Consider the following 16623-nt stretch of genomic DNA (forward strand, 5'->3'; position numbering starts at 1 on the left):
ATGAAGCGGTTCGTCCGGCCTTTACTCTTTCGCTATGCGTCTTTCGCTCACGAAGCTTCCGCAGCTGCGGATTTCGTTTTGACCATCCGGGAAATCGCCAGGGCGGCCAGGATAATGATCAGTCCCCGCACGATCGGCTGGACAAAGGATGAGATGTTCAGCAGATTCATAATGTTCATAACAACAGCGAAAATGAGCAGTCCGATGAAGCTTCCGCCGATGGTGCCGCGGCCTCCGGTAAGGCTGGTTCCCCCGACAATCACGACAGCGATGGCCACCAGCTCAAATTGAAAACCCGAGCGCGGTTCACCCATGCCGATACGGGAAGTAATCAGCAGTCCGGCCAGGGCGGCAAGCACGCCGCTGATAATATATACGATTACCTTGACGCGCTCAACCTTAATCCCGAACAACCGGGAGGTCTCTTCCCCGCCGCCGACAGCCAGCACATGTCTGCCAAACGGCGTACGATTCAGAACGAAATACCCGAGGAGGAACACCACTACGACATAAACGGCGGGAAGCGGAATGCCCAGCAAACTTCCGTTCGCTATATTCGAAAACGCAGGGGTCACATTACCGATAATTGGCCCGCCGTTTGTGTACCAGAGAGCAACGGCCCGGAAGATCGCCATCGTCGCCAGTGTCGCCATAAAAGGCTCAACCCGGAATTTCGTCAGCACAACTCCGTTGAGCGCACCGACAAAAGCACCGATCAGGATCACCAGCGCCAGAATGCCCCACACGCCCAATTGCTGCGTATTGGCACTGACGACCGCCGTTAAAGCTACAATAGACCCGACCGAAAGGTCGATCCCTCCCGTAAGAATTACAAGTGTCATCCCAACGGCAATGAGCGCACTTTCCGCACTGTATTGCAGCAAATTCATCAGATTGGCGTACGTAAGGAACTGATCGGACAGCAGTGAACCTACGATCATTAACAGGAAGAGGGTTGCCAGCGGCAGATAGCTTCTCCATTTCGCCATATTCATTTCATTTCACCTCCTGCAGTGCGTATTCCATAATTTTTTCTTCGGTTGCTTCGTCCCGCTGCAGCTCGCCGGTAATGGTTCCGCCGGAGAAGACGAGAATCCGGTCACACATTCCCAGAAGCTCGGGAAGCTCGGAGGAGACCATGATTAGGGACAGGCCCTGGCTCAGCAGCTTGTTGATTTCCTGGTAAATTTCCATCTTGGCCCCGACATCCACCCCCCGGGTAGGCTCTTCGAGAATAAGAATTTTATAATTATCCAGGAGCCAGCGTCCGATAAGCGCCTTCTGCTGGTTGCCTCCGCTGAGAGAACGGATCGGCGTCTTAATGTTCTTCGGTCTCACCGACAGCTGCTGCACCAATTCATTGGCCTGCCTGCTTTCCTTCGGCTCACTGATCAGACCGAATGTTCTAAATTTGCGCAGCGAAGTAATAGACATATTGGTCCGCACACTTAAATTCAGAAATAACCCTTGCGTCTTACGGTCCTCCGGCACAAACGCAATCCCGTCCGCAATGCACTGCCGCGGATTTCTTGGAGCGAACGGCTTGCCGTCCAGCACCATCTTACCCGAATAACCTTTGACCAGCCCGAACAGCACTTTAGTCAAAATGTTTCCGCCCGAGCCCGCCAATCCGGCTATGCCGAGAATTTCACGTTTGTTCAGGCTTAAGCTCACATTATGCAGCAGCTCAGGCACATTCAAATCAGAAATCTCCAGCACTTTATCACCGATCTGTTCCGTGTTCACAGGATAATATTCATTCAGCTCCCGCCCGATCATCAGCTGGACGAGCCGCGCTTCATCCGTATCCTTGATATCCATCGTTTTTACATGCTGTCCGTCCCTCAGAACGGTAACCCGGTCAGCCATAGCGAAGATTTCCCGCAGCCGGTGCGAAATATAGATGATCGTTACCTTTCTTTTTCTGAGCTCGGCAATCGTCTTAAACAGCACAGCCAGCTCGTCTTCGTTCAGGTTTGCGGAAGGTTCATCCATAATCAGCAGTTCCGCGTTAAACGAGACGGCTCTGGCGATCTCGACCATCTTCCGTTCCGAAATGCTCAGCTCTTCCATTTTCTTATAAGGATCTATCTTGATGTCGAGATTGTTCAGCAGCACTCCCGCTTCCTTATACAGCGTCTTCCACTGAAGCAGGGCCCCCTTTTTCGGTTCTCTCCCCAGAAAAATATTCTCCGCCACCGACAGTGCGGGAATCTCCTGGATTTCCTGAAACAACGTGCTGACCCCGCTGTTCTGCGCCATATAAGGCGACAGGAACTTGACGGACTGGCCTTTGAAATGAACGCTGCCTTCCGAAGGCAAATGAACGCCGGATAATATTTTGATCAGGGTGGATTTGCCGGCCCCGTTCTCGCCGACTATCGCATGGAATTCCCCTTCGCTAATGTTCACGTTAATATCCTTCAGCGCATAATGATTGCCGAACTGCTTGGAGATTCCATCAAGTTTAAGGATGACATTATCCATATCGTTCCCTCTTTGTCATATACATGGATTTGTAGTTACTTGCGGTTCTTGGAAGCGGAAAAGATGACGGCAGCCAGAATGATAAGGCCCAGAATGAACTGCTGAATATAAGGATTCATGTTCAGGAATACGAGCAGATTAAACAGCAGACCGGCGAGCAGAGCACCTAAAAATGCTCCCCAGATTGTGCCTTTTCCGCCGGATAAGCTGGCTCCGCCCACCACGACGGCGGCGATTGCGCTCAGCTCCATGCCTGTTGCTCCGCTGTTGCCGGACATCGGCTGATAAGCGCCGGTTCTGGAGGCAATCAGCAGGCCCGCTATCGCGGCGAACAATCCGGACAGCGCATAAACGCTAAGCTGCACTTTTTTAACGTTGATGCCCGAGTTATAAGCCGCCACCCGGTTGGACCCTACACTGTAGATCTGCCGCCCAAAAACCGTTTTGTTCAGCAGAATGAATCCGATGATGTATAACACCAGCATGATAATAACGGGATTGGGAATAGACCCGATGTACCCGCCGCCAATGGAAAGAAAGCTGTCGCTCGCGTCTCCGCTGATGCCTTTGCCTTTCGTCATATATAGCGTGGTTCCGTCGATAATTACCTTGGTCCCGAGCGTTACGATGAATGGCTGCAGCTTTCCGAAGGTAATCAGTATGCCGTTAATGAGACCGAGGAACAAACCCATTGCCAGGACAACAATCACAATTACGCCGGTTGGCGCCTGCAGCTGAACGAGCATAATGGCCGTTAAACTTACCGCCTGCATCACGGAACCCACCGACAGGTCAATGCCGCCGATCAGTACCGCCAGCAGCATCCCGATCGACACGATGGCCGGATAGGAGATCTGCCGTAACAGATTTGAGAAGTTATAGGAAGTGAAGAACTCCGGTGAGAAGATCGGAGAGATTAAGGTGACGATTACGATAAACAGCAGCAGCAGCGTCTCTTCCTGCTTCAAAAGCGTACGGGCTTTCTGAATGGTTTCCATCTGCCTGATTCCCCTTTATTTAATGGGACAATAATGGCTTTGCTTACTGAGCAAAGCCATCATTGTAATCTCAAATTTTAATCCTGGTACCAGTTGCAGACATACGGATGATTGGTCAGCGACTCCGGTCCGTCTTTGCGGATCACAACCGTATCTTCTACACGGGTGCCGGCATATCCGGGAATAAGCAGAGTAATTTCAAAAGCGATCGTCTGGTTCTCGACCAGAACATCCTGGCTGTCCGGACCTACTACTGGAATTTCCTCCTCCGGATCCATGCCTGTGGAGTGGGCACAGCCGCGGCCTTCACCGGCCATGTGCGGATATCCTTCGCGCTTCAGCACTTCGTTAGCGGCCACATCGGCCTCCGCGCCGGTCATGCCCGGTCTTAGAGCAGACATTCCCGCTCTCCATGCTTCCAGACAGGTATCGAGCAGGCGCTGTTTCTCCGCATCCACCTTGCCGTAAGCTACACCACGCGCCATATCGGACGAATACCCGTTATAACGGCAGCCGATATCGATGAGGATCGTGTCGCCTTTGACAATTTCACGGTCACGCGGGCGGGCCAGGAAGAAGTCCCCCGAGTTCGGTCCCGACTGGACCATCATGTCGAACGAGACGGTGTCCGCACCGTTCGCGAACATGTGCGCCATCGCTTGACGCGTCACTTCTCTTTCGGTCAGGCGTTCGGTAGCGAGCAGCTCGTGGATTTTTTCAATCCCCATGTCCGCCAACCGGCCGGCTACTTTCATATTACGGATTTCCGTTTCGCTCTTGATCGATTTCAAATACTCGATAATATTGGTTTTCTGCAACACCGAGGTTGGATTCAGACTGTCGCGGATCGTCTCATAAAATTCAAGGGCGCAATATTTCGAGCCGCTGAGGCCGATTTTGGCGGAATTCCTGCCTTTCTGGAAATCCTTCAGCACATTGCCGAGCTCCTGGCGGATGCCTCTTACATCGGAGAACCAGGTCTCATCGGCGGCATAGGATACCAGACTGCCTTCCGCGAACAGCGTAGGTTCGCCGTCAAGCGGGATAAACACCATGGCCGGATACGGGAATACCCCGTCAAATGCGCGATAGTTGGCTAACCAGCGGACATTACTCATCCGGTATGAGTCTGAATATACCAGCAGCCCGTCCAGGCCTTCCGCTTCCATTTTCACTCTTGCCTTCTGCAAACGTTCCTTGTACTCGGTTACCGGAATTTCCTGCAAAGCGTCTTCAAAACCCATGATGAATTCCTCCTATATTTATAATTGGATTGGTGTTGGCGGATATTGGTGTTGGCGGATAGGTGACCTTTAAAAAGTTGAATTCGGATCGTAGAAATCATCGACATTCGACTTGTCGATTACAGGAGAGTCCAGAATCACTCTCTTCTGAATCTCTTTGCCGTTCGCCGCATCGACCGCCAGCTTCACAGCCGTCTCGAAGCTCCATTCATTTTTCACGGACATCATCAGCTCATCTGTGTTCTTGATCTTCTCCAGCGCTTCCTTCTGGGAGTCCATGCTGACTACCTTGATCTCGCTCATCCGGTTTGCTTTCTTAATGGCTTCAATCGCGCCGAGCGCCATCTCGTCATTTTGAGCGAAGACGAAGTCAATCTTGCTGTTGGCCTGCAAAATATTTGTCATCACCTGCATCGCCGGCAGCCGCAGCCATTCTCCGGATTGCTCTGCAACGATCTTGATATCCGGATACTTTTGAATCTCCGGCATAAATCCCTTCGTACGAAGCTGGGAGTTGGTCGACTCGACGACACCGTTGAGGATAACCAGATTGCCCTTTTGGCCCATCTTGTCAGCAATGTACTTCGCCGCCTGCTGGCCCATCGTCACCTCATCCGAAGCAACAAATGTCGTATAGGGAATGCTGTCATCGTCCGGTACGCCCGAGGCTGCGATAATCAGCGGGATGCCCGCTCTATCCGCTTCCTTGTATGCGGGGTAAATCGCGTTTCCCGACAGGCTGCTCACGATAAGGGCATCGACATTGCGGGCGATCAGGCTCTCGATGTTGGCAATTTCCTTGCTGGCGTCCCCTTGTCCATCTGTCACAATAATCTCTACCCCGAGATCAGCGGCTGCTTTCTTTGCCGTGTCTACGTTAGCAATCCGGAACGGGTGATTCATGACCGTCTGCGAGAAACCGATTACAATTTTTCCGTCTCCCGATTTCCCGGATGAATTGGAGCTTTCGGATGTGCTGGCCCCTTCTGTCGATCCTGCATTACCAGCCCCTCCGCCGCACCCTGTAACCGCTATCAGGAGTACTAAAAACAATGCTAGTACCGAAGTTTTTTTCTCCATCTTTATTCCCCCCGTGTCATTAGTGTTGACCTAGCCGGCGTCCTCCTTCCAGTGTTTATAGCTTGTTGCCTTGAATTGATTATATAATTAATTTCCGCCCGGTTAAGGTTGAAAAAAATGACATCAGGGTTGAAAGTTTTGATCCGGGAGTAAAAAGAAAAAAACAAGACAAACTCCTGAGTTCCGTTCCGGAACAAAGGAGTTTGTCTGCAATCTAAAGCCCAAGCCTTGTTCCGGCTTGGGCTTTGCTGTGATGTTGTCTTGGACCTTATCTGCTTGCATCATCTCTTCGCTGATTAACGCATTACCCGGCAATCTGGCTCGGCCATCCCATGGCGTGCCGTTACTTTGTAACATGGAAGTGACAAGAGGGATTACAACTCTGATCAGGACTTACCCCATCCGCTGCCGCATCGCCTCAAACAGCAGAATCGTCGCGGCCATCGCCGCGTTTAGCGATTCTGCGCCGCCGCGCATCGGGATGATGACGCTGCGGTCGACTAGCGCCGCCGCTTCGGGCGATATGCCGCCGCCTTCGCTGCCGATCAGCAGCCACTGGCCGCCGCGAAAATCGTACGAATAACAGGAGTTCGTCGCCTGCAGCGACGTACTGACCAGATGCACACCTGCCTGGCGCGCACGGGACAACAGCTCGGCCAGGTCGGCTTCGACGACTGGCAGATGGAACATCGATCCCATCGTAGAGCGGATCGTTTTTGGGTTATACAGGTCGGCGCAGCCGTGTCCAAGCACGACTCCGTCCGCCCCCGCAGCGTCCGCGCTGCGGATGATCGTGCCGACATTGCCCGGGTCCTGCACGCCGTCCAGCACGACAACCAGGCTGTCCGGACGCTCTAGCAGCGCTTCGGCCCCGCTGCCCCGTTTGCGCAGCACCGCAAATACCGGCTGAGGCGTCCGTGTGCCGCTGCATTTGGATATCACCGCCGCCGACACGCCGATCACTTCCATCCCCTGCACTGCCTGAAGCAGGTCTTTCAACTCGGCAGGCATTCCGCGTTCGATATCGTACGCCAGTACCTCGACCTCTTCTTCGGCTCGCAGCGCTTCTTCGACCAGATGAATGCCCTCAATAATGTATTTGCCGCTTTTATCCCGGTGTTTTTTCTCCTGGAGGCTTGCCCACTCCTTGACCCGGGCGTTCTGGGTCGACACGATTTCCATCTCTCATCCTCCGCTTAATCAAAGCAAAGACCGCAACCCTGCTTCTGCGGTCCTTGTCCTTATTTCTGTTTAGGTTTTCCCGTCACTGAAAAGCCAATTCCAGCTTGGTCAAGTTGTCCTTCCGTCCTACCACCACAAGAACATCCCCGGCGACCAGGCGGTCCTCCGGATGCGGGGAAATGTTCATGTCGTCCCCTTGGCGGATCGCCATAACGTTGCAGCCAAAACGGGCCCGCAAATCCAGCTCCTTCAGATTCTGCCCGACCATGGAATCGGGAACGAGCAGATCGACGATGCTGTAATCGGGAGACAATTCAATATAGTCAATGATATTGGGCGACGTAAGATGGTGGGCTACCCGGAGCCCCATATCGCGTTCGGGATAAACGACTTTGTCGGCGCCGATTTTGGCGAGCACTTTGCCATGCAGCTCGCTTTTTGCTTTTACCACAATTGTCGCTACGCCCAAATCCTTCAGAATCAGCGTCGTCAAAATGCTGGACTGAATATCTTCCCCGATCGCCACAACAACCACATCAAAATTACGAATTCCCAGGGCCCGAAGCGCATCTTCGTCCGTAGAATCCGCGGATACCGCATGGGTCACGATGGACGAGATATCCTGGATCCGCTGCTCATTGCTGTCTATCGCCAGCACTTCAAAGCCCATGCCAGACAGCGCTTTGGCAACGCTGGAGCCAAAACGGCCCATGCCAATGATGGCGTATTGTTTTTTGGCCATACCACAACGTACCTCCCCGCACGAGTTCCAACCCCAATCCCACAAAAAGCCAGTCTCAGCTGGCCGGCATCCAATCGAATAGAACCTAGAACCGGTCTGTTCGTTCCGTTCTGTTCCCCTCATTCACCGGATACCGCACCTGCGGCTTCATGGAACAACGCTTTGTGCAATAGGGTCAACATGCCCTTTAGTATAGCACAACCTGCCGGAAACTTGTATGTTTCGGCTCATTTGGGGGAACCTACCGGCAAGCCCCATCACCGGGCTGCTGCCGGACAGGCGTTCCTTCCGGGCACCGGCCCGGCAGCACCCCGATAATACAGGAGGAATCCATGCCGATTACGCTGAATCTCCGCCAAGCCGTGATCCACAAAATCCACGGCCAGGATGAAGCCGGACTCCGGGACATGATCGAAGGCTCAATCGACGGACCGGAAACCGCATTACCCGGACTCGGGACGGTCTTCGAAATGATCTGGAAGGACACCGATCCGTCCGGACAAGAAGAACTTGTTACTGTGCTGCATAAGCACCTGCAGGGCATCCGCCCCGGTTCACTCACGTCGGAGCAGTAAGCCTGCTCTCCCCTGACAAAAACACAAACCTCCGTCCAGCCATCCGGATAACGGATGACGGCGGAGGTTTGTTGTGTTGCTTTAGTTACTCTGCCAGGATTACTTTACCGCTTAAGGCGCAGTCTCCAGGAACTTGGCGTTCGGATTTTTTTCCATCGCGGTCCGCATGGCGTATTCGTTCTCAAACAGCACAACATAGTTGCCCTTCTTGTCCGTCACCAGCGTCGAGTTGATGCGGAATTTGGACGTGTCGGGCTTCTCATCGATCAGCCAGCGGGCGAACTGGAACGGCATACGCTGCAGCTGCACATCCACGCCGTATTCGCCTTTCATGCGGTATTCAAACACCTCGAACTGCAGCTGCCCGACCACGCCCAAAATAATGTCGTCAAAGCTGACGGTACGGAACACCTGAATCATGCCTTCTTCGGTCAGCTGGTCGATGCCTTTTTGGAACTGCTTCGATTTCAGCGCATTTTTGACGGTCACCTTGGAAAAAATCTCCGGCGAAAACGTCGGCAGCTCATCAAACTGCAAATCCCCTGCCTGGCTCAGCGAGTCGCCGATCCGGAAAATACCGGGGTCGAACAGACCGATAATATCGCCGGGATACGCCTCCTCGACGATGTCGCGGTCCTGGGCCAGGAACTGCTGCGGCTGGGACAGTTTGATGTCTTTGCCCGCGCGGACATGCTTTACGCTCATTCCCCGCTGGAACTTGCCCGAAACGATCCGCAGGAATGCGATCCGGTCCCGGTGGGCGGGGTTCATATTCGCTTGAATTTTGAATACATAACCGGTGAACTTTTCGTTTGTCGGCTCCACTATACCCGTGTTGGCCCGGCGGGGCTCCGGCTTCGGCGCCAGCTGCAGGAAGTTGTCCAGGAATGTCTGCACACCGAAATTATTGATTGCACTTCCGAAAAATACAGGGGTCAGCTCGCCGCGCAGTACTTTTTCATAATCAAACGGGTCGCCTGCCACGTCAAGCAGCTCCAGGTCCTGGCACAGCTGGTCATGCAGGTATTCCCCGGCCATCTCGCGGATGATGCCGTCGTTGTAGTCTTCCACCTTCTGCACCTTAATCACAGAATGGTCGTCGCCCTGGAACAGCTCCACCTGGTTTTTCATGCGGTCATAGACGCCGCACAGCTCGCGGCCCATGCCAATCGGCCAGTTCATCGGAACCGAGCGGATGCCCAGTACCTGCTCCAGCTCTTCCATCAGCTCAAACGGGCTGCGGCCCTCGCGGTCCAGCTTGTTAATAAACGTAAAAATCGGGATGCCCCGCTTCGCGCACACCTGGAACAGCTTGATCGTCTGGGCCTCGACGCCTTTTGCCACGTCAATCAGCATGACCGCGCTGTCGGCAGCAGTCAGCGTCCGGTACGTGTCTTCACTGAAGTCCTGGTGACCCGGCGTATCCAAAATATTGACCCGGTGTCCGTTATAGTCAAACTGCATGACGGAAGAAGTAACGGAGATCCCCCGCTGCTTCTCGATCTCCATCCAGTCACTTGTGGCATGCTTGTTGGCTTTGCGGGCCTTGACGGTTCCCGCCAGACGAATGGCCCCGCCGAACAGCAGCAGCTTCTCCGTCAGTGTCGTTTTCCCTGCGTCCGGGTGGGAGATGATGGCGAACGTCCGCCGTTTGTCCACTTCCTGCTGCAGATTCTCGAGTGTTTTACTCATTACACATATCCCTTCGTCACTAAAGTCATGTATACCATTGTACCACAAACAGAGCGTACTCAAGAGACCGTTTTCTTCCCAAAATCACACGTTATCCACTTGCATCCGGCAATCCTGCAAAAAGCCAGTGTGCGCAAATCATCCCCATACGGCAGCCGTATGAGGATGATCGCAAGCTGTTGTATTCTATTGTCTTGGCTGCCGCTCTCCCCACTCCAGGCAGAAGCCAGCAAGCAGGAAGCCGGAAACGAATCCATTTATTTGACGGGAACCCTGCAGTTTGGCTGCAAAACAGCTCAGCCGTTATTTACGTGCCATACCACGTTATCTTCTTCCTGCCCGTTCACCGGCCACCAGTGGAAGCCGTCTTGTTCAAGCAGCGCGTCGGCTTCCGCCGGGCCCCAAGTTCCGGCCGGGTAGGACGCCAAATCAGTTGTATCTTCTTTCCAAGCCTTGGCGATGCGGTCAACAAACGACCAAGCCGAGGATACTTCATCCCACCGGGTAAAATACGTCGAGTCGCCGCGCGCCGCATCATGCAGCAGACGCTCGTACGCTTCCGGGGAGTTGATGCCGACCAGGCAGCTCTGGCAAAAATCCATTGCCAGCGGCTGGATTTCGGACTCCGATCCCGGCTTCTTCGCGTTGATCTTCACGTAGATGCCTTCCATCGGGTTGACCCGGATAACAAGCAGGTTGGGCTCCAGGTTGTGTTTTTGTCCAAGGTATACGTTCGTTGGCATCCGCTTAAACTCAACAACCACTTCGGTTGTCTTCACCGGCAGGCGCTTGCCTGTCCGGATGTAGAACGGCACGCCGGCCCAGCGGAAGTTATCGACAAATACCCGGGCGGCAAAATACGTTTCGGTATTCGACTCCGGATCGACCTTATCTTCCTGCCGGTAAGCCGGGAGCGACTTGCCTTTGTACAGGCCTTGCGTATATTGGCCGCGCACGACATTGCTGCGGACTTCGTCCGGCGAAGCGTACGGACGGAGAGAACGAAGCACCTTCACCTTCTCGTCGCGGATGTCTTCGGCAAGCAGACGGCTTGGCGGCTCCATCGCAATCATCGTCAGCAGCTGCAGCATATGGTTTTGGCCCATATCGCGCAGCGCGCCGGCATGATCATAATATCCGCCGCGTTCTTCAACGCCAACAGTTTCGCCGAGCGTGATCTGGATATTGGCGATATGCTGCTTGTTCCACAGCGGCTCAAAAAAGGCGTTTGCGAACCGGATCACTTCAATGTTCTGCACCATTTCTTTGCCAAGGTAGTGGTCGATGCGGTAAATTTCTTCTTCTTTAAATACTTGGCGGATCTGCTCGTTCAGCTCTTGAGCCGATTCCAGATCATATCCAAACGGCTTCTCGATGACGAGGCGGTTCCAGCCTTCGCCATCCAGCATGCCGCCGGCCTTCAGGTTAAAGGAGACGCTGCCGAACAGCTCGGGAGCCAGCGCCAGGTAAAAGATGCGGTTGCCCGGAATGCCGAATTTGCCTTCCAGCGCTTCCGTTTGGGCCCGCAGCTCGCGGAAGCCGTCGATGTCGTTAATGTCCAGCGATTTGTATTCAAAATGCTGCACGAATTCATTCCATTCCCCCGGGTCCCCCGACTTATAGCGGCAGAACTCGTTGATCGAATTCGCGACATCGCTGCGGAATTCATCCTGCGTCCGCGGACGGCGTGCCACGCCGATTACCGCAAAGTCCTGCGCGAGCTTGCCTTCCCGGTACAAGCTGTAGATCGCCGGGAACAGCTTACGCCGGGCCAGATCGCCGGTTGCCCCAAATATAAAAAATACTGCACCTGGTGTCTGCAGTGCTTCAACAGTTTGATTATCAGCCATGGCTCCTCATCTTTCTCTATGTAATATAGTTTAATTGAAATTGATTCTCATCGCCGGATATCATCCCAAATGGATATGACGACGTGATGTCATTTTATCACATTCATTGAAAGGATGCTATCACATTCCTGACAGTTTACATCGGAATTTCGTAAGTTTCAATTAATGTTTCTTATCAGTTTTCAAACTGCCGCTTATACCTAGGGTTTGCCAAAATGTCCGTGTCTAATCCTAATGCCCCTCCTGCCAATTCTTCTCCGACCCTCTTGCCGATCTCCTCGATTCTCCTGCCGGACTTCCCCGATCATTCTTCTGCTGGTATCAGGCCATCCTCTGGGTGAAACGCAAATCAGAGCTTCTCCTCGCAGCTCCAATCCTGATAAAACGCGCAGGCCCGTTCCAGCTGCGACGTCCATAACCAGTGCATGTTCGATCGCTCCTCAGGGACCACACACCACGATGCTGCTACGTAAAAGCACTGCAAAGCCGACAACCGGTAGTCCAACAGCGTCATATCCCAGGTGTAGTCCTGGATGCCAAATTCACGCAAAGAATCGTGATAGGCCTGCAGCACATCAAGCTCCAAGGCGCGGCGGCGCTCCGGTTCCCACCACAACACCATCATATAAGACAAATCGCTGGGTCCCACCCAGGTTTGCAGTGACCAGTCAAACGGCTGCCGGTCGATAAAATAAACGCCCTCCACCCGCCCGTCTTTTCGCGATAAAATGTTACCGGGGTTGGTGTCTCCATGGACCAAAGTGAACGGACCGCCTGATGTCAGACGTTTTTTCATCGCCTTCGGATGCCGAGTGAACACATCGGATACGATGCCCCTGCTGGAAAGGCCGTTATCCCCTTCAATCGCCGCCTCTAACAATGCCTCAAGCAATGGCTCATAGCCTTTGCGCACTTCCGCCAAATACTGCTCCAGCTGCGTTTCATCAACAACTTCATATCCCGCATTTCGGATGCTGTCCATACCCCAGCCATAGCTGTGCAGCCTCGCCAGAGCCCTTGCCGCCGCATTGCCGTAAGCCAGTGTCGGCTCGGTTTCCCAATTGTTCCGGTGGGTGTCCGTCAAATCCTCCAGCAAAAGGTGGTAGCTCTTATTTTCGTAGCATGCATCGTAACATTTCGGGATCGGAACTCCGCTTTTCCCTGCGTAATCTTTGGTGTAATAGTCAACCTCAGAACGTCCAAACGTGCCCCGGCTGCACAGCTTGAGAAACAAACTTCGCGGAGCATCGCCGCCGGAACCTTCATAGGACAAATAAACCCTGTATCCCGTCGAATGATCCGCACCAAGCCGTTCCAGACGATAATCGGCAGGACGGCTGCCCTGGTTAAGACAGCCTGCCCGCTCCAAGCAGCCGGCGATATAATCAAGGTTAAACTGCAGCGGATCGGTTGGGTCCGTAATGACTGTTCGTTTCATCGCATCTCTCCTGTTCTTCAATACCGGCGGCGGGTAACCCACCTCTATTATTTCCCAAGTCTTTTGTCTGATTGTACCACGTTATCCGGCGTCTTTTAACAGGAGGATTTATGTACTGTCAGCCTTTCGCCTGTCCGTTATTACTTCATCTAAATGTGGCTCAGCGCTGCTTCTACCTGTCCGTTTTCACTAGACGCTGCTTCTTATAATCCACCATCACCCCGCCTTATAAAAAAACATCCCGGCCGATGGCCGGGACGGGAAGCTATCAATATTCCACAGTGATCATAGGAAACCCCAGCGTCACCCGGTTTTCCCCGCGAAAGCCGTCATAATGTACAGCCGCTTGAACCGCCAGGTCGCGGCTCCCGCTCCGAAGCACGTTCCGGATGCCGGGAACGGAATAAGAGCGGCAGGCGGTGGCGTCGTCGGTGTAGCTTTCTTCGGCGTGCAGTCCGTTCAGTGAGCCGGACAAGATGTTCTCCGCTGCTTTCAATGAAGCGCCCGGCGTCCCCTGCTGCCCGGCCTTGCTTTGGAGCGAGACGTTCCACTTTGCGGCGACGCCATGTGCCGCCAGCGCGTCACCCGCAGTCTGCGCCTGAGCGCGCAGTACCTCGGCGTCACGTGCGTCAGCTGTTTCAAGCGTAACGACCACATAACTGCCGCCTTTGCCATACTCCACCCAAAACAGGGAGTGCGACAAGGAAGGTTCAGGCGTTGCGATGTCCAGCGGCGCCTTCTGGGCCGAGGAGGAAACGGAAGCGGCCCGATACACAACGTTCCCCTGCTCTTCCGTACGTACCGGCTCGCTCAAGCCGAGCTGCCGGGCAAGCTTTCCGGCAGCTACAGCCGCTTCCTCGGCTGTCATGTCCCCGGCGGCGACTTCGCCCTGCCACTTGAGCACGACCCGCAGCGGGGAAGCAGGAGCACTAGCCTCACGCGCCATCGCTATCAGTTGCGGCAGGCGTTCGAGTTCCTCCCGGGCAGATTCACCTTCGCTTGCGGGCTGCTCCTGCCCGAAGCGGAACCCTGCCAGCAGTCCGGTCATGCAGCAGACCGCCAGCAGAATCAGCAGGTGATTAAGCAAATGTCTTTTTTGGCTTCCCCGTGTACGTGTCATTGTGTTTTTCCTCCCGAATCGGTTCTACTAATCTATCAACCAGCATATCCAGATTCGGGAGAGTCTATTCAACATGGAGGATCAAGCCCCGATCAACCTCAGCTTAAACCGCAGCCTATCTTCAGATGCACCGGGAAATCCGCGCAACAAAAAACCCGCTTGCGCGGGCTGCATGCCTATCTCCATGTAAAATTACATTATCCTCTCAGGGATGCCGTCCGGGCTTACCAGCAGGCTGCACCTGAAACCTGAAACAATCACAGTACCGCAGGCACCTCTTGCCTACTCCGCCAAACCATTCTTATACGCATAAATCGCCGCCTGAGTGCGGTCTTCAACGCCAAGCTTGGCAAGGATGTTGGTGACGTGAAATTTTACGGTTTTGATCCCGATAATCAGCTGGTCGGCGATATCCTGATTCGACTTGCCTTGGGCGAGCAGACGCAGCACATCCATTTCGCGTTCGGTCAGCTCCTTGTGCGCCGGGGCCTCCGCATTGGCGTCGCCGCGCAGCCGGTTCATCATTTTGGAGGCGACCTGCGAGACCAGCACCGATTGTCCGCGCGCCGCGGCCCGGATCGCAGCCGCCACCTCGCCGGCCCGGGACGTCTTCAGCAGGTAGCTGAACGCGCCCGCTTCGATAACCGGATACATTTTTTCATCATCCAGATAACTCGTCAGCACAATCACCTTGCAGTCCGGGTGCAGCTTCAACAGCTGCCGGGTCGTCTCGATCCCGTCCATCCCTTCCATCACCAGGTCCATCAGGACGACATCGGGTTTATATTCGTTCGCCAGCCGGATGCCTTCCTCCCCGCTCCCGGCTTCCCCGACCACTTCAATCCCGTCTTCGGTCCCCAGAACGGCGGCGAGACCGATGCGCACCATCTCATGGTCATCGACAAGCAGCACTTTGATCGGTGATTCCGTTTCCATTTCCATGCTCATCTATTGTCTTCCTCCCGTTTCTATGATTCCTATCGAAAAAAACTGGCCCTTTACTGCCCGGCCCGTGCTTCCGGCAGACCGCCGAAAAAACAAGCCCGGCGTTAAAACGCCTTGATGGCCGGCATCCCCCGCCCCTAGGTTTGCCGCCTTAAAGTCCACGCCCGCTGAAGGCAAGGAGAGTAAGGCGGGCGAACGGCAGCCGTCTACTTCTCTTCCACTACGGGGATTGTAATCTCGATTCTCGTCCCTTTACCCGGCGCAGTGATAAACTGGATCGAACCCCCGATCTCGTCGATACGCTCCTGCATATTCGAAAGTCCGTAAGAGGCCTGCTTCGTGTCGTCCAGCTCAAATCCCACCCCGTCGTCCCGCAGCGTCATCCGCACCGTGTCGCCGCGCCGGTGAACCCGGATTTCCATCCGCTCCGCCTTGGCATGCCGCAGGGTATTCGAAATCGATTCCTGCACAATCCGGAACAAATGATTTTCTACACCCTTCAGCAAATGCACATCCGGGTCCATTTCAAACACAATTTCAATCGGAACCTTAACCTTCAGCTCTTTAATCAGCTCGCTCAGTCCCTGCTCCAATCCCTTGCCGTCCAGATAAACGGGTCTTAAATGCAGCAAAAGCGCCCGCATCTCCGACTGGGCCACCGCCGCCATCTCTTCAATCAACGCAATCTGACGTTGGGCTTTGTCAAAATCCTTCTCCAGCGTACGCCCGACCGCCGTCGCCGTCATCGAAATGGCGAACAGCTGCTGGGAGACGGCGTCGTGCAGCTCGCGGGCCAGCCGCTGCCGCTCCTCGACGATCGCCGTCACCCGGGCCTGCTCGGCCAGCTGGGCGTTATGAGAGGACAGACGCTGCAGCGTCGTGACTTGATTTTCCCACTTCCCGCTGATCCGCGCAAGCTGCTCGCCCAGTCTGCCAAGCTCGTCCTCACCGAGGTTGGGCATCGTCAGCGTAAGATTGCCTTTTTCCCACAGCAGCAGGGTCTCCCGCAAACGCTCCAGCCTGCGTTTAACCCGGAAGCTCTGGTAGAACCCGAAGCCGAGGCCAAGGCCAAGCGGCAGCAAAATAAGCGTGGCTACCGTCCGGACGCCAATCCGCCAGTTATCGAACGGCTCCAAATATCCGTATGTATATAGAGTGTACAGGATCGCCAGCAGCATGACAAAGGACAGGAGCGCCCCTTCACCCATGCTGCGCGACACCATGTTGGCTTTTTTATCGGAACCCATCCGGGGCCCTCCCTTCCTTTACT

14 protein-coding genes are annotated in these 16623 nt (G+C 54.4%); 1 reads left to right on the plus strand and 13 read right to left on the minus strand.

Annotated features, from left to right (window positions below):
• Positions 1-47: 47 nt before the first annotated feature.
• The 7 genes from ACE6ED_RS15920 to ACE6ED_RS15950 all read right to left on the minus strand — a co-directional run bounded on the left by ACE6ED_RS15920 (position 48) and on the right by ACE6ED_RS15950 (position 7733).
• Positions 48-995, minus strand: coding sequence for an ABC transporter permease (locus ACE6ED_RS15920; protein WP_410828178.1), 948 nt, complete (start codon positions 993-995; stop codon positions 48-50).
• Position 996: 1 nt separating this feature from the next.
• Positions 997-2487, minus strand: coding sequence for a sugar ABC transporter ATP-binding protein (locus ACE6ED_RS15925; protein WP_410828179.1), 1491 nt, complete (start codon positions 2485-2487; stop codon positions 997-999).
• 35 nt (positions 2488-2522) lie between these two features.
• On the minus strand, positions 2523-3485 hold the full coding sequence (locus tag ACE6ED_RS15930; RefSeq protein WP_410828180.1) for an ABC transporter permease: 963 nt from the start codon (positions 3483-3485) through the stop codon (positions 2523-2525).
• A gap of 77 nt (positions 3486-3562) precedes the next feature.
• Positions 3563-4729 carry a M24 family metallopeptidase gene (locus ACE6ED_RS15935; RefSeq protein ID WP_410828181.1) on the minus strand — a complete coding sequence of 389 codons (1167 nt, stop codon included), beginning with the start codon at positions 4727-4729 and terminating at the stop codon, positions 3563-3565.
• A gap of 69 nt (positions 4730-4798) precedes the next feature.
• Positions 4799-5809 (minus strand): substrate-binding domain-containing protein, encoded by a 1011-nt coding sequence (locus tag ACE6ED_RS15940; protein ID WP_410828182.1) that lies wholly within the window; start codon positions 5807-5809, stop codon positions 4799-4801.
• A gap of 393 nt (positions 5810-6202) precedes the next feature.
• Positions 6203-6991, minus strand: coding sequence for a TrmH family RNA methyltransferase (locus ACE6ED_RS15945; protein ID WP_410828183.1), 789 nt, complete (start codon positions 6989-6991; stop codon positions 6203-6205).
• Positions 6992-7073: 82 nt separating this feature from the next.
• On the minus strand, positions 7074-7733 hold the full coding sequence (locus tag ACE6ED_RS15950) for a potassium channel family protein (RefSeq protein ID WP_410828184.1): 660 nt from the start codon (positions 7731-7733) through the stop codon (positions 7074-7076).
• A gap of 332 nt (positions 7734-8065) precedes the next feature.
• On the opposite strand from ACE6ED_RS15950, the gene ACE6ED_RS15955 reads away from it, so the two are divergent.
• Positions 8066-8308 (plus strand): small acid-soluble spore protein SspI, encoded by a 243-nt coding sequence (locus tag ACE6ED_RS15955; RefSeq protein WP_410828185.1) that lies wholly within the window; start codon positions 8066-8068, stop codon positions 8306-8308.
• Positions 8309-8419: 111 nt separating this feature from the next.
• On the opposite strand, the gene ACE6ED_RS15960 is transcribed toward ACE6ED_RS15955, so the two are convergent.
• The 6 genes from ACE6ED_RS15960 to ACE6ED_RS15985 form a co-directional block, all read right to left on the minus strand.
• A complete protein-coding gene (locus tag ACE6ED_RS15960; protein WP_410828186.1) occupies positions 8420-10000 on the minus strand; it encodes a peptide chain release factor 3 in 1581 nt (526 codons plus the stop codon).
• Between the two features lie 296 nt (positions 10001-10296).
• Positions 10297-11850: a glucose-6-phosphate dehydrogenase gene (zwf, locus tag ACE6ED_RS15965; protein WP_410828187.1), complete on the minus strand. Its 1554-nt coding sequence runs from the start codon at positions 11848-11850 to the stop codon at positions 10297-10299.
• Positions 11851-12199: 349 nt separating this feature from the next.
• Positions 12200-13288, minus strand: a complete 1089-nt coding sequence (locus ACE6ED_RS15970; protein ID WP_410828188.1) for a phosphotransferase — start codon at positions 13286-13288, stop codon at positions 12200-12202.
• Positions 13289-13556: 268 nt separating this feature from the next.
• Positions 13557-14408: a YwmB family TATA-box binding protein gene (locus ACE6ED_RS15975; RefSeq protein ID WP_410828189.1), complete on the minus strand. Its 852-nt coding sequence runs from the start codon at positions 14406-14408 to the stop codon at positions 13557-13559.
• 282 nt (positions 14409-14690) lie between these two features.
• Positions 14691-15344, minus strand: coding sequence for a response regulator (locus ACE6ED_RS15980; RefSeq protein ID WP_410828215.1), 654 nt, complete (start codon positions 15342-15344; stop codon positions 14691-14693).
• A gap of 215 nt (positions 15345-15559) precedes the next feature.
• The gene (locus tag ACE6ED_RS15985) at positions 15560-16600 is read right to left on the minus strand and encodes a sensor histidine kinase (RefSeq protein WP_410828190.1); all 1041 of its coding nucleotides are present in this window, start codon (positions 16598-16600) and stop codon (positions 15560-15562) included.
• Between the last annotated feature and the right edge of the window lie 23 nt (positions 16601-16623).

The sequence above is a fragment of the Paenibacillus nanchangensis genome (genome assembly GCF_046543445.1).
GTDB classification, from domain to species: Bacteria; Bacillota; Bacilli; order Paenibacillales; family Paenibacillaceae; genus Paenibacillus_AQ; species Paenibacillus_AQ nanchangensis.